Here is a 24,986-nt window from a genome sequence, read left to right as displayed (position 1 = left end):
TTTCAGGGCGACATGATTGATAATATATTTACACCAGGGTGTTGCCCTGGGCTAGGAGCTTCTGCCCTTTACCTTTCCCTTCGGCCGGTGACCGTTGGTTCAGGGCATGTTATTTCACGATAATTTCATCCACAAATAGCCAGCCGCCGAAGCTGCTTGGCTTTGCCTGAACCCGGATGTAGCGGGCTGTCTTGCTGCCCTTCCAGGTAAGCGTCTTGAAGTTCAGAATCGGCTCCTTGCTCGACTCATATTTCTTGTCGAATACCTGGGTGAAGTTCTTGCCATCCTCACTAACTGATACCGTATATTGAGAAGGATAGAAAATCTCAGGACCGCTGCTCTGCATGAAGTCGGTGCCTACGCTGCTGATCTTGGTAGAATTACCCAGATCGATGGTAACATCGAAGCAATCCTTGCCGATAAAGCCCTGCCAGCGACCGTCGCCATGAGCCCAACCGCCCATATTGCCATCCACCAGCGTCTGTTCGCCAGCCGCAGGATAGTAGCGGTTGTAAGCATGGTTATAGGTAACCTTGGCACCCACAGCCTTGTGCTGCACCGGCTTCATCTTCTCCTTGCGCTCACCAATCTCCTTCTTCAGCTCGAATGGATTCACGCCTTCAGCCTTCAGGTGTTCTATCTGCGCCAGGGCACGGGTCTTAAACTCAGGATAGTTCTTGGTCTTGGTTCCGTTCCAGCCAATCTCTGCCAGAGCCAAGGCACGAGGATAAAGCATATACTCGGCATACTCTGGAGTAGGAATATGCTCGGTCCAGAGGTTTGCCTGCACACCGGTAATCATATTGCGCTCCGCCTCAGGAAGATCGCTTCCCGGCACGTAGCTATACACCTTCTCGGTAGGAATGAAACCGCCATTTGCCACTGGCTGGGTGCCCGGTGCATCCTGATACATATCGAAGTAACAGTAGGCTCCCGGCGACATCACCACGTCGTAGCCATGCTTGATGGCCTCGTGTGCCAGTTCGGTGCCACGCCAAACCATCACGGTGGTATTCTTGGAGAGATTTCCGGCTATCACCTCATCCCACCCCACGAGCTGGCGACCATGCTCGTTCAGGAACTTGCCCATGTGGGAAATGAGATGAGCCTGCAATCCATCCACATGGTCGATGCCCAGCTCCTTCATCTTCTTCTGGCAGAGGGCACAACTGCCCCACGACTTCTTCGCAGCCTCATCGCCACCCACATGGATGTAATGAGAAGGGAAGATATCCATCACCTCTTTCAAGACATTCTCCAGGAAATCGTAGGTTCCGATGTTGCCCGGACAGAAATCTGCCTGCTTGTAAGGTTCATGGGTACAGGATAACTCTGGATATGCGGTAAGCACCTCCTCTGAATGACCCGGCATCTCGATTTCCGGAACGATGGTGATGCCACGCTCGGCAGCATATTTCACCAGGTCGCGGAGTTCATCCTGGGTATAGTAACCACCCTCGGCACCCTCGCTGCCCTGCTCCAGATACTTGTTGCCATTGGCATTCCAGTCTTTCCATAACTTACCCGAACGCCAGGCGGCGAAATTGTTGAGTCTAGGATAACGCTTGATTTCGATGCGCCATCCGGCTGCATCAGTCAGATGGATATGGAGACGGTTGAACTTATATTCCGACATCACATCAATCTGCTTCTTGAGGAAGGAGATTGGGAAGTAATGACGGGAAACATCGAGCATCAAGCCGCGCCACTTGTAGGCAGGTGCATCCACGATGTCGCAGCATGCGATGCCTTTCTTGGTGGTAAGCTGCTTCATGGTCTGCCAGGCACGAAGAAAGCCTTCGCTGCTGGCGGCACTGATTTCAATGGCATCAGGTGCCACACGAAGCCGGTATGCCTCTGGCGAAGATGCATTGGCGAGTGGAGTAAACTTCACCACTCGCTTGGCTGCATCGTTCACCTTGACATTCCATGCCTTGGTATAGATATTCTCGGCATCAGCGCCTACTTGGTTTTCTACTTTCACACCGTCGCTGGTGTTGAACACGCCCTTGCCCATCGTAACCTGCTGCGGTTTTGGCAGCAGACTCTGGGCCTGGAGCGACGAGGTTAGTAAGAGTGCCCCGAAGAGGGACAATAGATTGTTGGATTTTTTAGTCATACGGCAAATATTTAAATTATTATTCGATATTTTCGAAATGAATGATTCGACTTTCTCTAAAGGATTAATCAATCTTTTCGATAATCTTCATTCCCTCTTCCACAGCCTTCATATTCAATGGAATCAGACCATGATGACGCTCTGGCAATGATTTGTAGAGTGCCTTGTTCAAACCGCCGGTGCTCACCACTGGGCAAACCTTCAGCAGTCCGCCCAATACAATCATATTGAACACCTTTGAATTCTTCATCTCGGCAGCCTTGTCCATCGCATCAATGCGATAGATGGTGATGTCCTTGCGCTGTGGAGGATTCATCACGCCATAACCATCATAAATAAGAATACCGCCAGGCTTAATCTTTGACTCGAACTTATCGAGCGATGGCTGGTTGAGCACGATGGCTACATCGTAATGGCTCAGGATAGGCGAAGAGATGCGGCTGTCGCTCACTATGACCGTCACGTTGGCCGTACCGCCACGCTGCTCTGGTCCGTAAGCAGGCATCCAGGTTACCTCCTTGTCTTCCATCAGTCCTGAATAGGCCAGGATCTTTCCCATCGAAAGGACACCCTGACCACCAAAACCGGATATAATGATTTCTGTCTTCATTGTTCTTACAAATTTGTTGTATCCTTCAGGTCGCCCTTAGGATACTGCTTAAACATGTTCTCTTCCATCCACTTGTTCGCCTCAACAGGTGAGAGCTTCCATCCGCTGTTGCAGGTAGAAACAATCTCTACCAGGCTGGAACCCTTGCCCTGCATGCTTGCCTCGAAAGCCTTGCGGATTGCCTTCTTTGCCTTCTTGATGCTTGCCACGGTCTCCACACTCTGGCGGGTTACATAGCAGGTACCCTGCAGATGGCTGGCAAGTTCGGTGATGTTCAGTGGATAACCATGAAGATCTGCCTCTCGTCCGTAAGGACAGGTAGCGGTCTTCTGACCCAACAGGGTGGTTGGAGCCATCTGTCCACCGGTCATACCATAGATGGCATTGTTGATGAAGATGATGGCGATATGCTCGCCACGGTTCAGGGCGTGGATGGTCTCGCAGGTACCGATGCACGCCAGGTCGCCATCGCCCTGATAGGTGAAGACGAGACGGTCTGGCCACATACGCTTGATACCCGTAGCCACAGCAGGAGCACGGCCATGGGCAGCTTCCTGCCAGTCGATATCCAAATAGCGATAAGCGAATACGGCACAGCCCACCGGACAAACGCCCACCGTCTTATCCTCCATGCCCATCTCCTCGATGACCTCGGCAACGAGCTTATGAACTACGCCATGCGAACAGCCCGGGCAATAGTGCATCGGGGTATCGTTCATCAGCGTAGGCTTCTTATATACCAGATTTTCTGGTGAAATTATATCATTCATTTTATTTAATTTATAGTTAATAGTTTACAGTTTATAGGGCGCAGCCTCCTATTAACTATAAACCATTAACTGTTAACTATCAATTGTTAACTGTTAACTTTTTCAGCGCTTCAACGATTTCCTCTGGCTCAGGCACGATGCCGCCCAGGCGACCGAAGTGCTCCACTGGAGTCTGGCCATTCACAGCCAAACGCACATCTTGAACCATCTGACCTGCATTGATTTCGGCAACCAGAATGCCCTTCTTGGTCTTGGCAAGTTCATGAATCTCCTTTTCAGGGAAAGGCCAGAGGGTGATAGGACGGAACAATCCTACCTTGATGCCCTGCTCACGAGCATTCTCGATACTCTTCTCGGCGATACGTGCCGCACTGCCGAAGGCTACGATAACATAGTCGGCATCCTCCATCTGCTCCATCTCATATCTTACTTCGGTATCACGAATCTTCTGATATTTCTCCTGAAGGGCGATGTTGCGTGCCTCCATGACCTCAGGCTTGAGTTCCAGAGAGGTCATAATGTTGACAGGGCGACTCTTAGGACGGCCGATGGTAGCCCATGGACACTCCTTAGCAATCTCCTCCTCGGTGCGACGTGGTTTTACCGGAGGCAGAACCACCTTCTCCATCATCTGTCCGATGACGCCATCGCTCAGAATCATCGCCGGATTGCGATACTTGAAGGCAAGGGTGAAGGCGAGATCTACGAAATCAGCCATCTCCTGAACCGATGCAGGAGCCAGCACGATGACGTTGTAATCACCATTACCGCCACCACGGGTAGCCTGGAAATAATCACTCTGTGATGGCTGGATGGTACCCAAGCCCGGACCGCCACGCTGCACGTTGACGATAACACCCGGAATCTCGGCACCTGCCATATAGGAGATGCCCTCCTGCATCAAAGCCACACCTGGACTTGACGAGGTGGTGATGACACGCTTTCCGGCACCGGCGCCACCATAAACCATGTTGATAGCCGCCACCTCACTCTCAGCCTGCAGAACCACCATTCCCGATGTCTCCCAAGGCTTGAGCAGAGCCAGCGTCTCAATAATCTCACTCTGAGGTGTGATAGGATAGCCAAAGAAGCCATCCGCACCACATCTGATGCAGGCATGGGCTATCGCCTCATTGCCCTTCATTAATGTTACTTCTTGATTTGCCATTGTTTAGTCCTCCTTCTTTCGATAAACAGTGATGCAACCGTCTGGGCAGACGATGGCGCACGAAGTACAGCCAACGCATGCATCAGGCACAGCTGCCTCTACATAGCGATAACCATGCACATTGACCTTCTTCTCGGCCAATGCGATGACATGATGAGGACAAGCCTCTACGCAGAGCGCGCATCCCTTGCAACGCTTGGTATCGACTACAATAGCCCCTTTAATCTTGCTCATATTCTAAATTTTTTCTTATTATCTTTACTTTTGGAGTAGCCAAGGCTGCTGCGGTCCACATAGAGCATTATGGATTGTAGTAGTCTTTGCAATAAAAGCTCATGATATTATCAAGCATCTCCTTTGCCGCTACAGCCGGACTCTCGGGGTCGAGGGCGATGGCCTCCATATAGCAGTCGAGGGCATGCTTAAAGTCGCCTTGCTTCCGCCAGGCGTTTCCCTGCTGATAATATTCTTCTGCTGTCATTTTACTCTATTTTTTTCTAGTTTTGCTGTGCGAAATTACGAAAATTATGCAAAGAAAAAGAATATCGGCGTAAGTTTTAAACTAAATTAATGTAGTTTTTCCCGAAAATGCGCACACAATATTTCAAGTGTGCAATTTTTCAAGAACAATGTGCATTATTTCTAGTATTATATCCCATTAAAACACAATTCGCCATTTACCGCAGTTGGCTACGGTAAATGACGAATAATACGATACCTCGCAAAACGAGGTAGAGGATAAAGGCAAGCCACAGGGCATGGTTGCCTAGCAGAGGATGTAGCCCGAAAAACAATGCGAAGAACGAGGCTGAGGCCACGGCGGTGGAACAGAGCATCGACTTCGAGCGGGTGATGCCCACGAAGATGCCATCGAAGACGAATGCCGGCATTCCTGCCAGGGGTATCAGTATCGCCCAACCGAAATACTCACCCGATGCCGCTATCACCCGCTCATCACTGGTCAGTAAAGAGAGGAAATTCTCGCCACCTATTATATATAATAAGGTGAAACCGATGGCTACGCCCACTCCGAAACCCATCGTCCGCCTGACCACCTCCCGGAACGCTACCCTATTCCCGGCACCATAATACTTGCCGCTCAATGCCTCTGCCGCATAAGCAAAGCCATCCATGAAATAGGAGAAGATGGTGAAAAGCGTCATCAGCAACGTGTTGACAGCCAGCACCAGCGTACTCTCGCGGGAACCTGCTGCCGTAAAGAAGAGGTTCACTGCCACCAGACATACGGTGCGGAGGAAGATGTCTCTGTTTAAAGAGAAGAATCGCTTCAGCGGTTCAGAGTCGAAGAGATGCTGGCGATAATCATACTTGCCCAACCGGCGATAGTAAAGCCGATAGAGCACGCATGCCAGCAGGAATCCCCACCATTGGGCGATGACCGTGCCGAGCGCCACGCCCTCTACCGTCATCCTGAAAACAAAGACGAGCACCAGGGAGGCTACGATGTTCACCACATTCTGAGAGAGCGACACCACCATCGGGATTCGGGTGTTCTGCATACCGATAAACCAGCCCGTGAATCCATAGAGTCCGAGCACGGCAGGCGCTCCCCAGATACAGACATAGCAATATCTGCGGGTCAGTTCCACGACATCCGCTTCCGGTGACATCGCCCACAATCCGCAGCCGATAATCCATCTCTGCAGGATAAAGAACAGGAGTCCTATTCCTACGCCGATGCCCAGAGAACGAACCAGAAGCCTCAGCACTTCGGCAAAGTCTCTCCTGCCCAAAGCCTGCGAAGTCATTCCGCTGGTTCCCATTCTCAGGAATCCGAAGAGCCAGTAGATGACATTGAAGAGCATCGAGCCCACGGCGATGGCTCCGATATAAGCCGCATCACCAATATGGCCCACGATGGCAACATCCACCAAACCTAAAAGCGGTACCGTGATATTGGATATTATCGACGGCACCGCTAATTGCAATATTCGTTTATTCATAATTAAAAATCAATAATCAATAATTAAGAATGTACTTTCCGAAACGGCGTATGCCTAACTATCAATTATAAACTATTAACTATAAACTAAATTCTAAACTTCGCAGCCTGCTCCTCAATATAGGCAGCATCGCTGAAGTAGTCGATGCGCATTGCCTTGCGAACCTCGTCCATGGTCTGGGCTGCAAATTCGCGGGCATCTTCGCTACCCTTCTTCAGGATATTGAATACCTCAGGAATATCCTGCTCAAACTCATGACGGCGGGCACGGATTGGGTCAAGCATCTTGTTGATGACGCTGTTCAGGAACTTCTTGCAGGTGCCATCACCGATACCACCCTTCACATACTGCTCCTTCAACTCATCCAAAGTCTTGAACTCTGGCCAGAACTCAGCGAAGTCCTCAGGAGTAGAGAATGCCTCCAGATAAGTGAACACGGCATTTCCCTCCAGATGTCCAGGCTCTTCCATGCTCATGCGTGGCTCACCGTTAGACATCTTCTTCACCTTCTTCCAAACGGTCTTCTCGTCATCGCTCATGTAGATGCAGTTGCCGAGACTCTTACTCATCTTCTCCTTACCATCAGTTCCTGGAAGGCGACGGCAGCAAGCAATCTCAGGAAGCAGAATCTCTGGCTCTACCAATACAGGCGCATAAGTCTGGTTAAAACGGCGAACCAATTCGCGGGTTACCTCCAGCATAGGCTCCTGGTCCTCACCGGCAGGCACGGTTGTTGCCTTGAAAGCGGTGATGTCGGCAGCCTGGCTCACAGGATAGCAGAAGAAACCGAGAGGAATGTTTGCCTCGAAGTTACGCATCTTGATCTCTGTTTTCACGGTTGGGTTACGCTGAACACGAGATACAGAGATGAGGTTCATCAGGTAGGTAGTCAACTCTGCCAACTCAGGAATCATACTCTGGATATAGAGTGTACACTTCTGTGGATCGAGACCCGCAGAAAGATAATCGAGTGCTACCTCTGTGATGTTCTGGCGAATCTTCTCCGGGTTATCGGCATTATCTGTCAAAGCCTGAACGTCGGCCATGAAAACGAACATTCTATCGAAGTCGCCAGCATTCTGAAGCTGTACTCGGCGCTGCAATGAGCCGATGTAGTGACCCAGGTGAAGTTTACCTGTAGGACGGTCGCCCGTCAATATAATCTTTCCCATTTTTCTTACGATTTTAATAATTTAGCTGCAAAGGTACAATAAAATAATGAAAAAGAGGAAGAAAAGATGTAAAAATAACCAAAACCCAGAGCTAAGCAGGCGAAATATGAGCCTAGCTGCCAAAATATGAGCTAAGCAGGCAAAATAAAAGCGAGACCTCTGAAAAAGAAGCCTCGCTTATTCTATATTCTGTTTTCGTTGATATCAACGGAAATTAGAACTCTGCATTCTTTGGTGTACGTGGGAACGGAATCACGTCGCGGATGTTCTGCATACCGGTTACGAAGAGAATCAGACGCTCGAAACCGAGACCGAAACCTGCGTGTGGGCATGAACCGTACTTACGGGTATCAAGATACCAGTTCATATCCTTCATAGGGATGTTGCGGTCCTCAATCTCACCCATCAACTTATCGTAGCTCTCCTCACGGACAGAACCGCCGATAATCTCACCAATCTGTGGGAACAGTACGTCGGTACCCTGAACGGTCTGACCGCTCTTGCCGCCGAAGCCGCTCTCCTCCTCGTCTATCTTCATATAGAATGCCTTGATGGCCTTTGGATAGTTGGTCATGATAACAGGACGCTTGAAGTGCTCCTCTACGAGGAAACGCTCGTGCTCTGAAGCCAGGTCGTCACCCCACTCGCATGGGAACTCAAACTTCTTGCCGTTGGCAATAGCCTCCTGCAGGATGCGGATACCCTCGGTATATGGAAGATGAACGAAGTCTGAATTCAATACGCCCTCCAGACGAGCAATCAAACCCTTGTCAATCATCTTGTTCAAGAAAGCAAGGTCGTCCTTGCAGTGCTCCAGTGCCCAACGGATACAATACTTGATGAAGTCTTCCTCTAGCTCCATCAAACCATCCATATCCAGGAAAGCAACCTCTGGCTCAACCATCCAGAACTCAGCCAGGTGGCGAGGAGTGTTACTGTTCTCTGCACGGAAGGTAGGACCGAAGGTGTAAATAGCACCGAGTGCTGTGGCACCCAGCTCACCCTCCAACTGACCAGAAACGGTCAGTGAAGTCTGCTTGCCGAAGAAATCATCAGAATAGTCAATCTTGCCATCCTCGGTCTTCTTCAGATTGTAGAGGTTCTTGGTTGTAACCTGGAACATCTGACCTGCACCCTCACAGTCGCTGGCTGTGATGAGAGGAGTATTGAAATAGAAATATCCATGCTCGTGGAAGTAGGTGTGGATAGCCATCGCCATGTTGTGGCGGATACGCATCACGGCACCAAAGGTGTTGGTACGAAGACGGAGGTGAGCATACTGACGCATGTACTCGAAGCTCTGTCCCTTCTTCTGCATTGGATAGTCACTGCCGCAGAGACCGTAGATTTCGATGCTTTCGCACTGAATCTCAACACTCTGACCGGCACCCTGGCTCTCTACCAAGGTACCTACTACGCTGATGCAGGCACCAGTGGTAATCTGGCGGAGCTGATTCTCATCGACCTTTGATGGGTCGACTACTATCTGAATATTATTAATAGTAGAACCATCGTTAAGAGCGATAAAATCGACTGCTTTGCTACTACGATGGGTACGTACCCATCCCTTAACATTCACGATTGAGTCGTAGGCTGTGCTCTTGAGCAAGTCAACGACTTTAGTTCTTTTTACTTTTTCCATTGTTAATTAATAGGTTAAAAAGGAGACTAAAGACTAGTCTCCTTTCTTATAATTTGATATGTTCCTTATTCAAAAGCACCCATGCGGAGCATGTCAACTTCCTTCTCTGTAAGGAAGCGCCAGTCACCACGACGGAGGTTCTTCTTGGTCAAACCTGCAAACTGTACACGGTCCAACTTGGTTACACGATAACCGAGGCTCTCGAAGATACGGCGAACGATACGGTTCTTGCCGCTGTGAATCTCGATGCCTACCTGTGACTTGTCGCGATCGTCAGCATACTCGATAGCGTCTGCCTTGATCTCGCCGTCATCCAAGGTAATACCCTCACGAATCTGATCCATATCGTGAGAAGTGAGGTTCTTGTCGAGGTGTACGTGATATACCTTCTTCTTCAAGAACTTAGGATGAGTCAGCTTAGAAGCCAGGTCACCATCGTTGGTCAACAGGAGCACACCTGTTGTGTTACGGTCGAGACGACCTACAGGATAGATACGCTCAGGGCATACATCCTTCACGAGGTCCATCACAGTCTTGCGCTGCTGAGGATCATCGCTGGTTGTCACGTAATCCTTTGGCTTGTTGAGCAATACATATACCTTCTTCTCCAAAGATACCACTGCATCGTGGAACTTCACCTCGTCGGTGCGAAGAATCTTGGTACCCAACTCGGTAACTACCTCACCATTGACAGTTACCAGACCAGCCTGGATGAACTCATCAGCCTCACGGCGAGAGCATACACCAGCATTGGCAAGGAACTTGTTCAAGCGCAATGGCTCTGTTGGGTCGATATTCTCCTCCTTGTACTCGATGCGCTTCTTCATGCTATACTTAGCATTTGGATCGTATCCAGGAGTGTGCTGGCGGAAGCCGCCACCACGGTTGTTGTTATAGCCACCACCACGGTTGTTGCCATAGCCACCGCCACGGTTGTTGCTGTTATAGCCACCGCCACGGTTGTTGCCATAGCCACCGCCACGGTTGTTGCCATAGCCACCGCCACGGTTGTTGCTGTTATAGCCACCACCACGGTTGTTGCCGTAACCACCGCCACGGTTGTTGCCATAGCCACCACCCTGTGGACGGCCGTAGCCACCCTGCTGACGTGGCTGGTAACCACCATTAGACTGATGCTGGTCGTCACCTTCTGCATTATTGTTGAAACGAGGACGGCTATTGTAACCACCCTGCTGAGGACGGCTGTTGTAGCCACCCTGTGGACGGCCATAACCACCGCCACGGCTGTTACCATAGCTGCTGCCACCACGGTTGCTGTTGTAGCCACCCTGTGGACGGCCATAGCCACCACGGCTGCTGCTGCCATAGCTGCTGCGCTGTGGACGATCGCTGCTGCCCGAATTACCCTGCAGGCCAGCTCCGAATCCTTCTGGGCGGAAGCCACCCTCGCTACTGCTGTTACTACTTCTATCGCTGCCATAAGATGGGCGATGACTGTTAATACGTGGACGCTGTGAGCGACCTACACTACGATAACTCTTCTGATAACCGCCTGCGCTGAAGCCCTCTCGGGTGTTCTCGTTGCCTGACGATTGACTCTGTGGTTTGTTTTCGATTTCTGAATCCATATTACTTCTTAAATAAAAGCCTCACGGCCGAGTTAATAAATCTTATTATTTATATTTAAACTTGATATGATATGTCTGTACTTTTCCTGCCCTTAGGGGATCAGATAATACTTAAAATATACCTGTATAATTACTTGGAGTGATAGCCATCAGCTCAGCCTTCACGCTGTCGCTCACGTTCAATCCCTTGATAAACTCGTGGATAGTCTCCTCGGTCATGTGGGTATTGGTACGGGTGAGAGCCTTCAATGCCTCGTATGGATGAGGATAAGCCTCACGGCGAAGGATGGTCTGGATAGCCTCAGCCACTACAGCCCATGTATTATTCAAATCTTCCTGCAATTTCTCCTCGTGGAGGATGAGCTTGCGCAAGCCCTTCAATGTGCTCTGGATGGCGATGACACTGTGACCGAGAGGCACACCGATGTTGCGGAGCACGGTGCTGTCGGTAAGGTCACGCTGCAAGCGGCTTACTGGAAGCTTCTGTGCCAGGAACTGGAGAATGGCATTGGCAATACCGAGGTTACCCTCGCTATTCTCGTAATCGATAGGGTTTACCTTGTGTGGCATCGCACTGGAACCAACCTCACCAGCCTTGATTTTCTGCTTGAAGTAATCCATAGAGATGTACATCCAGAAGTCACGGTCCAAGTCGATGATGATGGTATTGATTCTGCGGATGGCATCAAAGATGGAACCCAGATGATCATAGTTGCTGATCTGTGTGGTATACTGCTCGCGCTCCAAGCCCAGCTTCTCGCTTACGAACTTGTTGCCGAAGGCACGCCAGTCATACTCTGGATAAGCCACATGATGAGCATTGTAGTTACCAGTGGCACCACCAAACTTAGCTGTAATCTTGCAAGCCTTCAAAGACTCGAGCTGCTCGGTGAGACGATAAACGTAAACCATGATTTCCTTGCCCAAGCGGGTTGGAGATGCAGGCTGACCATGAGTCTTTGCCAACATTGGAACATCCTTCCACTCATCAGCGTAAGTCTGGAGCTGTGCAATCAACTCCTCTACCTGTGGGTAGAAGCACTCTTCCAGAGCCTCCTTTACTGAGAGAGGCACACTGGTGTTGTTGATGTCCTGAGAAGTCAGACCGAAGTGGATAAACTCCTTGTAGGCATCCAAGCCACCAATCTTGTCGAACTCTTCCTTGATGAAGTACTCAACGGCTTTCACGTCATGGTTGGTAATCTTCTCAATGTCTTTCACACGCTGTGCTCCCTTCTCGTCGAGATTGCGATAGATGTCACGCAAACGCTCAAACAGCTGCTTGTCGAAAGAAGCCAACTGTGGCAAAGGTAATTCGCATAAAGTAATGAAGTACTCAATCTCTACGCGCACGCGATAACGAATAAGAGCATACTCTGAAAAGTAGTTAGCGAGTTGCTCTGTTTTTCCCCTGTAACGACCATCAATAGGTGATATGGCAGTCAATAAATCTAAATCCATAATAATTAATAATACGTATTATATATAATATAGGGTGCAAAGTTAAGCAATTCCTTTGAAAAAACAGAATAACAAGGAATTATTTAGCTTTAATTAAAACAAAAAGGTCTCCCAACTTTTGTTGGAAGACCTTCATAAGGGTGGGCGCTGACGGATTCGAACCGCCGACCCTCTGCTTGTAAGGCAGATGCTCTAAACCAGCTGAGCTAAGCGCCCTTATGATAAATAAATATTCTTTCTAAAATTAAAATCACGAAACCAAGTTCCGTGGGCGCTGACGGATTCGAACCGCCGACCCTCTGCTTGTAAGGCAGATGCTCTAAACCAGCTGAGCTAAGCGCCCTTATGATAAGTAAGGATTTCTTTCTTCAGTTAATCACGAAACCAAGTTCCGTGGGCGCTGACGGATTCGAACCGCCGACCCTCTGCTTGTAAGGCAGATGCTCTAAACCAGCTGAGCTAAGCGCCCTGAAAAAAAATCCCTGCAACCACAAAAGTGAGTCACAGGGAACACCCCTGTGGGCGCTGACGGATTCGAACCGCCGACCCTCTGCTTGTAAGGCAGATGCTCTAAACCAGCTGAGCTAAGCGCCCTTACTTTTCGTAAGCGGTTGCAAAGGTACTACAAATATTTGATTCCACCAAACTTTTTCCCGTTTTTTTTCAAATTTCTCAAAAAATACATGAAAAGAAGGCACTTTTCACGGGGAAAAGTGCCTTCTTATAGGGAGATTACTCTGCAATCTGAACGGTTGCACGACGATTATAAGAGTTTGGCTTCAACTCCTTCACACCGCCGTTTGCCTTGATTTCGATGTTATTCTTATCCACACCCATCTTCACAAGCTGCTTTGCCAACTGCTCAGCACGCTTCTGAGAGAGTTTCTGATTGAATGCCTGAGAACCTGTAGCACAGTCAGCATAACCGGTAACCAGCAATTTGGTATCATTCTCTTTCGCAAACTCAGCAAGAGCCTTCACATTTACCAAATCCTTCTTGGATGCAATAGAAGACTTGCCGATATTGAAGAACACAGAAAGTGGAGTGTTGGCGAATGCAGGAGCAGCAGCCTCTGTCTTGGCAGCAGCATCATTCTTTGGCTGGTTCTCTACCAGCTTCTGCAAACGCTCATTCTCTGCATTGGCATCTGCCAGGGCTGCATTCAAGGCATCAAGCTCTGACTGATGAAGTGCATTGACTGCATCCATATCCGGAGCCTTCTTCCATTTTGCACTACCCAGGTTGAAGGTCAAGCCCACCTCGGCATAGAAATTGTTGCAACGGCGCTTCCAGCTCTGGTCGGCTACACCCTTGCAGTTGTCGATGTTATGATCGAAGGTATTCACGCCTGCCTCCACAAAGACGCTGGTCTTCTTGGCTACCTTCCAGGAAGAGTGAACACCGGCACTATAATCCAGGGCGTATGTGTTATAGGTCATCGAACGACCCACACCGGCACCGGCAAATGCCATCACATCCCAGATGCGGTTTTCTCTGTAGCCCTTGAAAAGATTGCTCAGGTTGAACATCACCTGCTCGTTCAATGCCCAATACTTGTTGCCATTGCCTTCGTTGGTACCATCGTTCCAGTCGGCATCCACCTTTTTGCCCCAGATGCCTTGAAGCTTGGTACGGAGACCGATGCTTGGTGTAAACCACTTACCGATGGCAAGTGATACACCTGGATTAGAGCGGAACTTCTTGAATGGACTCTTCGCCATGCCATGTCCTCTCTCCTCGGCAGAATACCAGGCATTCCAGTCGGCACCTACCTGCACGAACCAATTGCTTGCAAAAGAATTGGTGGCAATACTATACTTTTCATCAGGAGTCACGTCCTGAGCAAAACTTCCCATTGTAACGCTAGCCAAAGCCAGCATAGCTAATAACTTTTTCATTTCTTTCTGATTTTAACTTATGGTTTACCTATACTATAATTATATATACATTATTATATATACACCTTATTATATATGTACATTATTATATATCCGCCCGCTCTATCCCAAAAGATGCTCTATCTCCTGCTGCTGCAGGATGCAAAGCACCGACTTGCCGTCGGGGGTGTAGTTCACATTCTCGCAGGCGAAAAGTCCGTTCACCAAACCCTCCATCTCGTCGTTGCTCAACACCTGTCCATGAGGTATAGCTGCCTGGCGAGCCAGCGAGAGTGCCAGGGATGTATTGATTTCTTCCATGGCAGATACACCTTTCTCTACAGCACTCGCCACCATATCCTGTACCAGTTTTACGGGATTCATTCCCTCCAATCCGGCAGGCACTGAGTTGACGGCATAACTGCCACCACCCAAGTCTTCCAATTCGAAGCCCATCTCGTTCATCTCGGGCAATATCTTTTCGAAGATAACCTTCTCCGACATCGGAAACTGAACCACTTCCGGGAAGAGAACCTTCTGAGAATGGAAGGTGCGATCCTTCAACTGGCGCAGATACTGCTCAAAGAGGATGCGCACATGGGCACGATGCTGGTCGATAATCATCAGACCCGATTTCACGGCGGTCATGATATACTTACCCTTATACTGATAATGAGAAGGAGATTTCTCTGCAATGATACTGCTTGGCGAAGTTCCTTCACTCGCTTCCTGATCCGGATTATCAAAAAGTTCCATCGTATGCTGCTGTTCATCCTGGTCTTTCAGCCCCTCGTAGAGCTGCTCCCAGTTCTGGTCAACCTCCGGTTTGGTGCTCGAAGGTCCCGGAAAACCGGCACCCACAGGCTTGGCATTGGAAGAAGAATGAACCTTGAAAGGATTGTAGCTAGGATTCAGACTGATTTTCGGAGCCGGCGTGGATGCAGGAACTTCAGGATTGTAAACAGGAATCTCCGGTTTATCCTCAGTATCGAAATCGATGGTAGGCACATCATTGAACATGCCGATGCTTTCCTTCACTGCCGCCGAGAGAATCTGCCAGATGGCCTGTTCGTTCTCAAACTTGATTTCGGTCTTGGTAGGGTGAATGTTGACATCAATGTCTTTTGGGTCTACCTCGAAATAGAGAAAGTACGGCACCTGCTCGCCCAGCGGAATCAGCCGGTCGTAAGCCGCCATCACAGCCTTGTTGAAATAAGGGTGCTTCATGTATCTTCCGTTGACAAAGAAGAACTGATGAACTCCCTTCTTGCGTGCCGACTCAGGCTTGCCCGCAAACCCAGTCACCTTGCACATGGTGGTTTCCACGTTCACTGGCAGCAGGTCGTGATTAAACTTCTTTCCGAAAATATCCAGAATGCGCTGGCGCAGATTCGCCGCACGAAGATTGAACACCTCGGTGCCATTGCTGCGCAGGGTAAAGGTAATCTGCGGATTCACCAGGGCAATGCGCTCAAAGGCAGTCAGGATATTATTCAGTTCGGTGGCGTTCGACTTGAGGAACTTTCTTCGAGCCGGAACATTATAGAAGATGTTACTCACCGAGAAGATGGTTCCCACGGCACAGGCACAAGGTTCCTGCCGTTCGTATCGGGATCCTGAGATGGCAACCAGCGTACCTATCTCGTCACTATCCTGTCGGGTTTTCAGTTCCACCTGCGCCACTGCGGCGATAGAGGCGAGAGCCTCACCACGGAATCCCATGGTGCGGAGTGCAAAGAGATCATCTGCCTTGCGGATCTTCGAGGTGGAATGACGCTCGAAAGCCAATCGGGCATCGGTCTCCGACATTCCCTTGCCATCATCAATGACCTGGATATTGGTGCGACCGGCATCCACCACAGATACATGGATATTCCGGGCGCCTGCATCCACAGCGTTCTCAACCAGCTCCTTGATTACGGAAGCTGGACGCTGTATCACCTCTCCTGCCGCTATCTGATTGGCAACAGAATCGGGTAAAAGTTGAATGACATCACTCATCGTCGTTTAGATTTTAAAATAAGAACTATACTATCGAACACCTGGTTTCTTCTTGGCTCTTGCCTTGGAAGTCTTCTGCTTTGCCGAAACCTTGGAAGATACCACCTTAGGCTCTTCTACTAAGTCTTTTTCCTTTTCAGGCACTTCTACCGATGCGTTTTTCTGAAGCGTCTGAAGCGGAGCCTGATGGCGCTTGATTTCCTTCAGCTCGGAACCCTTCGCCTTGCCGCGCCATACAAAGATGTCGTTTTTATCCTTAGGACGGATATCTTCGAACCAGGCAAAATTAGGCAGTTTATATTTGGCTGGCGGAATCTGGGTCATCGGATACATCGTACTGGTAAACTTGTTGGTCCAAATCTTGTCCAGCTTGCGTGCCGCTCCCAGATACATACGCATGGTATCGGTCTCCAGATAATTGAGACCCACCAGCGAACTGTCCTTGTCGTTAGTCATGTAATACACGGTCTGCACATTACCGATGGCTTCCGACATCTTCATCTCGCCCTTGTCGAAATAAGACTTCATCTCGCTGGATGTAATCTGATTGAAGTGCTCCTTGTCGGGCATCTGTTCGATGGAAAGTGCCTGACGCAGCACATGGGCAAAGCGGATAGTGGAATCAGCCATATATACCTTGATTTCCTCACCCAGCAACTGGCGATTGAGATTCCAGGTAATAGGATCCTTATACATCGTCATGCAGGAGTCCTGGGAATTGAATACCAGGGAATCACATACTGCCTGGATGTCATTGCGGAAGGCACGTACATGAGGATAGGCATGCACCTTGCGGTAAACGGAATCGGTATTGATGTTGAAAGTGTAGATGCGCATCGTATCCGAATGCATCCACAAGGTATCTTTCTGCGAATAGTCGACAACAACAGGATTCTTGGTTGCGAATCCCTTACCGGTTTTCTCGTTATATCGGAGATAGTTGCATGTCAGCGTATTCTTATTCTTCTTATCCACATACACCACATTGCCATAACCCGTGCTCTCGCCATTCTTTACATAGTAGAGACTGTCGCCGGTGATGGACTTGTCCTTATCCACCAGCGTAGATCGGCCAAAGAGCTTCGCCTTATCGGTCTTGGTATCATAGTAACCATCGTGGGTATTCACCACGCTGGCACCCGAGATAATCCGAGATGGTCCCACCAGATGGGCAGTGGATGTAGGTACGTCATAATACAAGGTATCGGTGGTAATCACATCCTTGCCGCTGCGCAGCTTTACGTTGAAAACAAACTTTGCCTCTCGGGTCTCGGTGTGATACTCTCCCCAGTCGGAAACCAGCTTATCCTTGCCGTCAATCAGCGTACCGCCGTCGAAGAAGTTAGCCATGTTATACAGACGGTCGAAATCCAGACTGTCGGTAAGCAGCGTCTGTCGGCGATGGCGCAGCACCACGTTCTTGCGGGCATGCATCATCTGCATCATTCCATCGTAATCAGCCCTTTCGCAGGTAAGCGAGAGGGTGTCTCCCTGGCGATAATGCACATGACCGAATGCCTTCACCGAGTTGGAACCCTGATAGAAATAGGCACTGTCGCAGGTGAGGTGACCGCCCTGATGCATGAAGGAAACCTTGCCCTTCACAATCTGGGCATCCGGATTGTTGCCATACATGTCGTAGCGCAGCTCATCGGCATGGAGAAGATAGACTCTGTCTCCCTGAGGGCGCTTCTTGTGCTTCCTCTTAGGTGCCTGCATAGCTAGCACCAAAGAAAACCCAAATAGGCATAGAATCAATGCGAAAAAGATTCTATGCCCGTTCTTGATATTATTATAATGTCTGTTACTGATCATTTAACCCAACCTTGATATTCAAATTTGCAATCTTTGTAGCGGTCGTTCATGCGAACGTAGGTCCTCTTAATCTTGTCGACTACCCAATCATGCAAAGTCTTTTCTCTTTCCTTGGCAAGTACCACGTCCTTCATCACCTGGAAGTCCTCGGTGATGGTGGCTCTGTGACCATCTACACGGCTCACCAGCTTAATCAGGGCGCAAGTGGTCTTGCCCTTGCTGTTTACCATGGTGAAAGGCGCTGATACCTGACCCACCTTCATGGTGTCTACCACGCGTGCCACCTCGGTAGGAAGATCCTTCATCTGGAACTTAGAGGTGCGGTCGGCAGAAGTGGCATTTGCCATCAGACCTTTGTTGTTTCGGGTATCCTTATCGTCAGACAAGGCACCTGCTGCATCCTCGAAAGAGAATTTCTTGGCACGGATGTCGTTGCCGATGGAATCCAAACGACCGATTGACTTGTCGATAGCCTCCTGAGAAACCACTGGCTTCAGCAGAATGTGACGGCACTTAATCTTGTCACCGCGCTTGTCGATGAGCTGGATAATATGATAACCGAACTCCGACTCCACAATCTTGGAAATCTTCTTCGGGTCGGTTAGGTTGAATGCCACGTTGGCAAACGCTGGGTCCAACATACCTCTACCGATATAATCCATCTCTCCACCCATGCGGGCAGAACCCGGGTCTTCACTATACAGACGAGCCAAGGTTGCGAAAGTGGTCTCACCCTTGTTCACACGGTCGGTGAAGTCACGCAACTGGTTCTTGACACGGTTGATTTCCTCCATAGGAATACGAGGCTGCATGGTGAGAATCTCCACCTCCACCTCAGTTGGCACGAAAGGAATGCTGTCGGCTGGCAAGTTGTTGAAATACTTGCGCACCTGGGCAGGCGAAACCTTGATATCCTTCACCAGTTCCTGCTTCATCTTCTGGATGAGCTGCTGGTTCTTGAAATCATCGTGCATCTGCTGGCGCATCTGGGTAACGCTCTGCTTGCGGTATTCCTCCAGTTTCTCACGCGAACCAATCATGGAAATCCAGTGATTGATCTGGTCGTCGATGCCCTGCATCACTTCCGATTCAGAAACCTCGATACTGTCGATGGCTGCCTGATGGAGGAAGAGTTTCTGCACGGCGAGCTGCTCCGGAATGGAACAGTCAGGGTCGCCAGCATATTTGATTCCTTCTGCTTCAGCCTGAAGTCGAGTCACCTCGACATCCGACTTCAAGATAGCCTCATCGCCGACTACCCAAATCACCTCGTCAACGACGCTGCCTGGGGCTATATTCTCCGAGTCACCCTTCGCTTCCTGCTGGCTCGAATCTGCTTCGGCTGCAGAAGCATGGCGGCTCATCCCCATACGTGAGGCGCTTGCACTCATGCCTATTACCAAGAGCAATGCCACAAACGCCAGACTCATTTTATATCCAGTATTCATTGATACGTCCGTTCTGATAAATATATATTAATGTTTGTTTACCGTAGCCAGCACCTCAGGGTCGACCACGAACTGATATTTCTTTCTCAAACCAGCCACCCAGTCTTTCTCCAGCTGGTCCTGATAGTCGGCAACCACCAGCGCCTTCACGTCGGTATATTCCTTAGGACCCTTCTTGAGAATCTTTCCGAAAGTGGCATCGATAGGATAATCCTTCACCTTCTCTACCTTGGCATTCTTCTTGAACACCACCGAGTCAATCAAGGCATTGTCTCCCTCCTTGAAGATACCTTTCTCCACGCGAATGCGCACCACCGAGTCGGCATTGAATGCATTGCGCAGCAACTCAGCCCATTCGCTGAAAGGTTTACCCTTCACACATTTCTTCACGGCTGCCACGTCAGCGGCATCCTTCACATGGTAAGCAATGCCCTTGAAACGAGGCTGCTCCCACTTGTATTTCTTTTTGTTCTTGGCAAAATAAGCAGCCAAAGCCTTTTCGTCTTTCGCAGCCTTTTCCCAAACCATGCGGTTGCTGATCTCATAGAGCATCAGTCCGTCGTGGTATTCCTGTACCAGATACTTCAGATTGCTGTCCTTGGCAGTCAACTCGGCTGTCTTCTTATCCAGAATTGTCTCGCGGTCGGTTCCCGCAGGCAATGTCTTCACGATGGAATCCAGCTTCTGGTCAACGATTCTTTCTCTGATTCCCCTTGCATCGATGAAACGGAGAATATCGTTCTTCACCGAATCGTACGGGAAGAAATCCTGCTTATCCTCCAACTTGATGATGTGATAGCCAAACTCCGACAATACAGGCTTACTGATTTCTCCCTTCTTCATGGAGAATGCTGTTTCCTCGAAAGCCTTTACCGTCTGTCCCTTCGAAATCCATGAGATATCGCCACCTCTTACGGCAGAGCCCTTATCATCTGAGTATTTCCTGGCCATCTCGGCAAAGTCAGCACTCTTCACCAACTTCTTTACCTTCTTGTTCTTTACCTTCTCGATAACATAACGGTCGGCAAGGGCATTATAGATAGAGTCAGCCTTCAGCTTCGCCTTCTCCTGTTCCTCGGCTGTAGCCTTCTGGCCCAAACGTATCATGATGTGGGCTGGTCTAACCATACCGCCCGCCTTGGTGACACGCTCTCTGGTTTCATTATAAATCTTATGCGCTTCCGCAACGACATCTGCTTCATTGATCATCGTAGGACGAATCTGCTGGTCGCGATACTGAAGGAATTCCTTCTTGAAGGAACTGAGCGTATCGATACGGGCATCCTTAGCTGCCAACACCTTGAGCTTGTAGTTGACGAACAGGTCGACATACTCATCAACAGATTTCTTGTCGATGACACCCTCGGAATTGTTTTTGTTGTAAGAATATTCAAATTCGGAACGACTGACAGGCTGACCATTGATGGTCATGATAGTAGGGTCGTCGTTTTGAGCAAAAGCTATGCCCCCCGAAAGGAGCATAGCTGCGAAAAGCGCATAAAATTTCATTTTTTCTATTCAAATAATTATTCAGGACGGCTGTAGTTAGGAGCCTCACTGGTGATAGTGATATCATGTGGATGGCTCTCCAATACACCGGCATTTGTAATACGAGTAAACTTAGCGTTGTGCAAGTTCTCAATGGTGAAAGCACCGCAATAACCCATACCTGAGCGCAAACCACCAATCAACTGGTAGATAACCTCCTGTACAGTTCCCTTGTAAGGTACACGACCTGCGATACCCTCTGGTACGAGCTTCTTCACGTCCTTGGTGTCGCTCTGGAAGTAACGGTCCTTAGAACCATTCTTCTGCTCCATAGCCTCCAGTGAACCCATACCACGATAGCTCTTGAACTTACGGCCATTGAAGATGATAGTGTCGCCAGGGCTCTCCTCGGTACCAGCTACCAAAGAACCGATCATCACGCAGCTACCACCAGCAGCCAAAGCCTTCACGATATCACCAGAGTAGCGCAAGCCACCATCGGCAATCAAAGGAACACCTGTGCCCTGCAATGCAGAGTAAACATCATAAACAGCGCTCAACTGTGGTACACCCACACCAGCAACCACACGGGTAGTACAGATGGAACCAGGACCGATACCCACCTTTACGCCATCAGCACCATTCTCTACCAGGAACTTGGCAGCCTCGCCGGTAGCCACGTTACCTACCACAACATCTACCTGTGGGAAAGCAGCCTTTACCTGCTTCAACTTCTCAATCACACCCTTAGAGTGACCATGAGCAGTATCAATGACGATGGCATCAGCACCAGCCTCAACCAAAGCCTTGGCACGATCCATGGTATCCACGGTAACGCCTACACCGGCTGCTACACGCAGACGACCCTTAGAGTCCTTGCAAGCCATTGGCTTGTCCTTAGCCTTGGTGATGTCCTTGTAAGTAATCAAACCTACCAGGTGATTCTCGTTGTCAACTACAGGGAGTTTCTCAATCTTGTTCTCCTGCAGGATGGCAGCGGCAGCAATCAGGTCGGTCTGAATGTGAGTGGTAACCAAATTCTCGCTGGTCATCACCTCATCAATCTTCTTGTCCATGTGGCGCTCGAAGCGGAGGTCACGGTTGGTAACAATACCTACGAGATGGTTCTCATCATCCACCACTGGAATACCACCGATATGATAATCGTGCATCATATCAAGGGCATCCTTCACTGTACTACCGCGACGGATAGTAACAGGGTCATAAATCATACCATTCTCAGCACGCTTCACGATGGCAACCTGACGAGCTTGCTCCTCGATGCTCATGTTCTTGTGGATAACACCAATACCACCTTCGCGGGCGATGGCAATCGCCATTGAAGCCTCGGTAACGGTGTCCATCGCTGCTGTAACGAATGGAACGTTCAACTCGATGTTACGAGAGAACTTGGTTTTCAACTCTACCTGTTTTGGTAGTACCTCTGAATACGCAGGGATCAGAAGGACGTCGTCGTAAGTGAGACCGTCCATTACAATTTTATCTGCAACAAATGATGACATATTGTAACCTTTAAAAATTTATTGCGTGCAAATTTAGCAATAATTTCTCAGATAGAGTTCCATTTTCACGAAAATCTTACCTTATTAATGCTATTTAACGTGATTAGTTGGCTTGTTCGGACAAAAACTTGATTCTAATCAGTCTAATGTCCTCTTCTGTGTAGTCTTCGTCCAACTCATCAAGTGCCGCTTCCAAGTCGTCTGTTTCACTCTCCATGAAGTAGTCGTAGATGTCGTCTATCTTGTCGTCATCCATCCTGTCTTCTATGAAATAATCAATGTTCAACTTGGTGCCGCTATACACGATTGCTTCTATTTCATCCAACAAATCGGCAAATTCCAGCCCCTTGGCACTAGCCAGGTCTTCCAGGTCCACCTGGCGGTCGATGCTCTGGATGATGCTCACCTTGAGCAGCGACTTCTTCGCCACGGTCTTCACTCTGATTTCCTCAGGGCGCTCGATTTCGTTCTCCGCACAATAATCCTGAATCAGCTTGCAGAATTCCTTGCCGTAGCGCTTCGCCTTGCCGGCACCCACGCCCTGGATGTTCTGCAGCTCCTGAAGGTCGTGCGGATACATGGTAGCCATCTGCTCCAGAGAAATGTCCTGGAAGATGACGTATGGTGGCAGCTTGTGCTTCTTAGCCACACTCTTGCGCAGGTCTTTCAACATGGCAAAGAGTGCCGGGTCCAATGCCTCCACATTGGTGCCGCCATCATGACTGCGCTCCACATAATCGTCCTTGAATTCCTTGTCGGCTACAATCATGAACGATTTCGGAGCCTTCAGATAGCGCTTGCCGGCTGCAGTGAGCTTCAGCAAGCCATAGTTCTCTACGTCTTTCTTCAGATAACCCGCTATCAGCGCCTGGCGAATCACCGGATTCCATACCTTGGCATCCATATCCTCGCCTGCACCAAACTCCTCCAGCTGGTCGTGCTTGTGAGATACGATATCGTCGGTGCCACGGCCCTTCACGAAGTCGATGATATACTCCTGTCGGAAGTTCTCCTTCACGGCAGCCACCGCCTGCAATACAACCACCAGGGCATCCTTCGCCTCAAACTTCTCGGTAGGATGCAGACAGTTGTCGCAGTTGTGGCAGTTCTCCACATTATACTCCTCACCGAAATAATGCAGCAGCATCTTGCGTCGGCACACCGAAGACTCAGCGTATGCCGCTGTTTCCTGCAAGAGCTGTCGGCCGATGTCCTGTTCTGCCACAGGTTTGTTCTCCATGAATTTTTCCAGCTTTCTCAGGTCCTTGCGTGCATAGAAAGCAATGCAGATGCCTTCGCCACCGTCGCGTCCCGCACGTCCAGTCTCCTGATAATAGCCTTCCAGACTCTTAGGAATATCATAGTGAATGACAAATCTTACATCCGGCTTGTCGATACCCATACCGAAGGCGATGGTAGCCACAATCACGTCGAGACGCTCCATCAGAAAGTCGTCCTGAGTCTGCGAACGGGTGGCAGAATCCAGTCCGGCATGATAAGGCGCTGCCTTGATGTCGTTAGCCTTGAGCACTTCGGCAAGTTCCTCCACCTTCTTTCTAGACAGACAATAGATGATACCGCTCTTACCAGGATGCTGACGGATAAACATGATAATCTGGCGGTCTATGTCGTTAGTCTTCTGACGTACTTCATAGAAGAGGTTTGGACGGTTGAACGAACTCTTGAACTCGCGGGCATCCACTATGCCCAGATTCTTCTTGATGTCTGTGCGCACCTTGTCGGTAGCCGTTGCCGTAAGGGCAATCACCGGTGCCTTGCCTATCTCGTTGATAATAGGGCGTATGCGTCGGTACTCTGGGCGGAAGTCATGTCCCCACTCAGAGATACAGTGCGCCTCATCGACAGCATAGAACGAAATCTTGATGCTTCTCAAGAATTCCACGTTATCCTCCTTGGTCAAGGATTCCGGTGCCACATAAAGGAGTTTGGTCTTACCACTCAGGATGTCGCCCTTCACCTTCTCGATGGCCGATTTGTTAAGGGATGAATTGAGATAGTGAGCCACGCCATCATCCTCGCTCAGTCCATTGATAACATCCACCTGGTTCTTCATCAAGGCGATCAATGGAGAGATGACGATGGCTGTACCATCCATAATCAAGGATGGCAACTGATAGCACAAGCTCTTACCACCACCTGTAGGCATCAGCACAAAGGTATCGTTGCCGTCCATCAGGTTCCTGATAATAGCTTCCTGTTCGCCTTTAAAAGAATCGAAACCGAAATAATGTTTCAATTGCTCCGTAAGATTTACCTGTTCCGTCATATCCAACTTGTTATTTTTTTATGTCTTTATATGGTATGTAGAAATCAATTG

18 protein-coding genes and 4 tRNA genes are annotated in these 24,986 nt (G+C 49.4%); all 22 read right to left on the bottom strand.

Annotated features, from left to right (window positions below; all coding sequences use genetic code 11):
• Nucleotides 1-109 precede the first annotated feature (109 nt).
• Complete coding sequence (locus KUA49_RS04570) at nt 110-2,119, bottom strand: family 20 glycosylhydrolase (RefSeq protein WP_218412380.1); 2,010 nt, start codon at nt 2,117-2,119, stop codon at nt 110-112.
• Nucleotides 2,120-2,183: 64 nt separating this feature from the next.
• A complete protein-coding gene (locus KUA49_RS04565) occupies nt 2,184-2,729 on the bottom strand; it encodes a 2-oxoacid:acceptor oxidoreductase family protein (RefSeq protein WP_218412381.1) in 546 nt (181 codons plus the stop codon).
• Nucleotides 2,730-2,734: 5 nt separating this feature from the next.
• Nucleotides 2,735-3,499, bottom strand: coding sequence for a thiamine pyrophosphate-dependent enzyme (locus KUA49_RS04560; RefSeq protein WP_218412382.1), 765 nt, complete (start codon nt 3,497-3,499; stop codon nt 2,735-2,737).
• 79 nt (nt 3,500-3,578) lie between these two features.
• Nucleotides 3,579-4,667 (bottom strand): 3-methyl-2-oxobutanoate dehydrogenase subunit VorB, encoded by a 1,089-nt coding sequence (locus KUA49_RS04555; protein WP_218412383.1) that lies wholly within the window; start codon nt 4,665-4,667, stop codon nt 3,579-3,581.
• Between the two features lie 3 nt (nt 4,668-4,670).
• A complete protein-coding gene (locus KUA49_RS04550) occupies nt 4,671-4,901 on the bottom strand; it encodes a 4Fe-4S binding protein (RefSeq protein WP_203050688.1) in 231 nt (76 codons plus the stop codon).
• A gap of 67 nt (nt 4,902-4,968) precedes the next feature.
• Nucleotides 4,969-5,148: a tetratricopeptide repeat protein gene (locus KUA49_RS04545; protein ID WP_203040144.1), complete on the bottom strand. Its 180-nt coding sequence runs from the start codon at nt 5,146-5,148 to the stop codon at nt 4,969-4,971.
• A 196-nt stretch (nt 5,149-5,344) separates the two neighbouring features.
• Complete coding sequence (locus tag KUA49_RS04540) at nt 5,345-6,631, bottom strand: MATE family efflux transporter (RefSeq protein ID WP_218412384.1); 1,287 nt, start codon at nt 6,629-6,631, stop codon at nt 5,345-5,347.
• Nucleotides 6,632-6,717: 86 nt separating this feature from the next.
• A complete protein-coding gene (gene trpS / locus KUA49_RS04535; RefSeq protein ID WP_117586858.1) occupies nt 6,718-7,803 on the bottom strand; it encodes a tryptophan--tRNA ligase in 1,086 nt (361 codons plus the stop codon).
• A 214-nt stretch (nt 7,804-8,017) separates the two neighbouring features.
• Nucleotides 8,018-9,445 (bottom strand): asparagine--tRNA ligase, encoded by a 1,428-nt coding sequence (gene asnS, locus KUA49_RS04530; protein ID WP_218412385.1) that lies wholly within the window; start codon nt 9,443-9,445, stop codon nt 8,018-8,020.
• Between the two features lie 65 nt (nt 9,446-9,510).
• On the bottom strand, nt 9,511-11,034 hold the full coding sequence (locus KUA49_RS04525; RefSeq protein WP_218412386.1) for a pseudouridine synthase: 1,524 nt from the start codon (nt 11,032-11,034) through the stop codon (nt 9,511-9,513).
• Nucleotides 11,035-11,145: 111 nt separating this feature from the next.
• Nucleotides 11,146-12,495, bottom strand: a complete 1,350-nt coding sequence (gene purB / locus KUA49_RS04520) for an adenylosuccinate lyase (protein WP_218412387.1) — start codon at nt 12,493-12,495, stop codon at nt 11,146-11,148.
• Between the two features lie 141 nt (nt 12,496-12,636).
• Nucleotides 12,637-12,711: transfer RNA gene (locus KUA49_RS04515), tRNA-Val, on the bottom strand.
• Nucleotides 12,712-12,763: 52 nt separating this feature from the next.
• Nucleotides 12,764-12,838: transfer RNA gene (locus KUA49_RS04510), tRNA-Val, on the bottom strand.
• A 51-nt stretch (nt 12,839-12,889) separates the two neighbouring features.
• Nucleotides 12,890-12,964 (bottom strand) — tRNA-Val (locus tag KUA49_RS04505).
• Nucleotides 12,965-13,014: 50 nt separating this feature from the next.
• A tRNA-Val gene (locus KUA49_RS04500) sits at nt 13,015-13,089 on the bottom strand.
• 138 nt (nt 13,090-13,227) lie between these two features.
• Nucleotides 13,228-14,394, bottom strand: coding sequence for an OmpA family protein (locus tag KUA49_RS04495; RefSeq protein ID WP_218412388.1), 1,167 nt, complete (start codon nt 14,392-14,394; stop codon nt 13,228-13,230).
• Between the two features lie 102 nt (nt 14,395-14,496).
• Complete coding sequence (gene mutL, locus KUA49_RS04490) at nt 14,497-16,374, bottom strand: DNA mismatch repair endonuclease MutL (protein ID WP_218412389.1); 1,878 nt, start codon at nt 16,372-16,374, stop codon at nt 14,497-14,499.
• Between the two features lie 30 nt (nt 16,375-16,404).
• A complete protein-coding gene (locus KUA49_RS04485; protein ID WP_218412390.1) occupies nt 16,405-18,189 on the bottom strand; it encodes an OstA-like protein in 1,785 nt (594 codons plus the stop codon).
• Complete coding sequence (locus KUA49_RS04480) at nt 18,186-19,637, bottom strand: peptidylprolyl isomerase (protein ID WP_203050672.1); 1,452 nt, start codon at nt 19,635-19,637, stop codon at nt 18,186-18,188. Before KUA49_RS04480 ends, KUA49_RS04485 begins: the two co-directional genes overlap by 4 nt.
• Before the next feature lie 27 nt (nt 19,638-19,664).
• On the bottom strand, nt 19,665-21,146 hold the full coding sequence (locus KUA49_RS04475) for a peptidylprolyl isomerase (RefSeq protein WP_218412391.1): 1,482 nt from the start codon (nt 21,144-21,146) through the stop codon (nt 19,665-19,667).
• A gap of 17 nt (nt 21,147-21,163) precedes the next feature.
• Nucleotides 21,164-22,648 carry an IMP dehydrogenase gene (gene guaB / locus KUA49_RS04470; RefSeq protein WP_203040132.1) on the bottom strand — a complete coding sequence of 495 codons (1,485 nt, stop codon included), beginning with the start codon at nt 22,646-22,648 and terminating at the stop codon, nt 21,164-21,166.
• A gap of 103 nt (nt 22,649-22,751) precedes the next feature.
• Nucleotides 22,752-24,935, bottom strand: a complete 2,184-nt coding sequence (recQ, locus tag KUA49_RS04465) for a DNA helicase RecQ (protein ID WP_218412392.1) — start codon at nt 24,933-24,935, stop codon at nt 22,752-22,754.
• Nucleotides 24,936-24,986 lie beyond the last annotated feature (51 nt).

It is taken from the genome of Segatella copri, from assembly GCF_019249655.2.
In the GTDB taxonomy this organism is placed as follows: Bacteria; Bacteroidota; Bacteroidia; order Bacteroidales; family Bacteroidaceae; genus Prevotella.
Note: the sequence above shows the minus strand (reverse complement) of the source record. Positions and strands in the feature narration are given on the sequence as shown.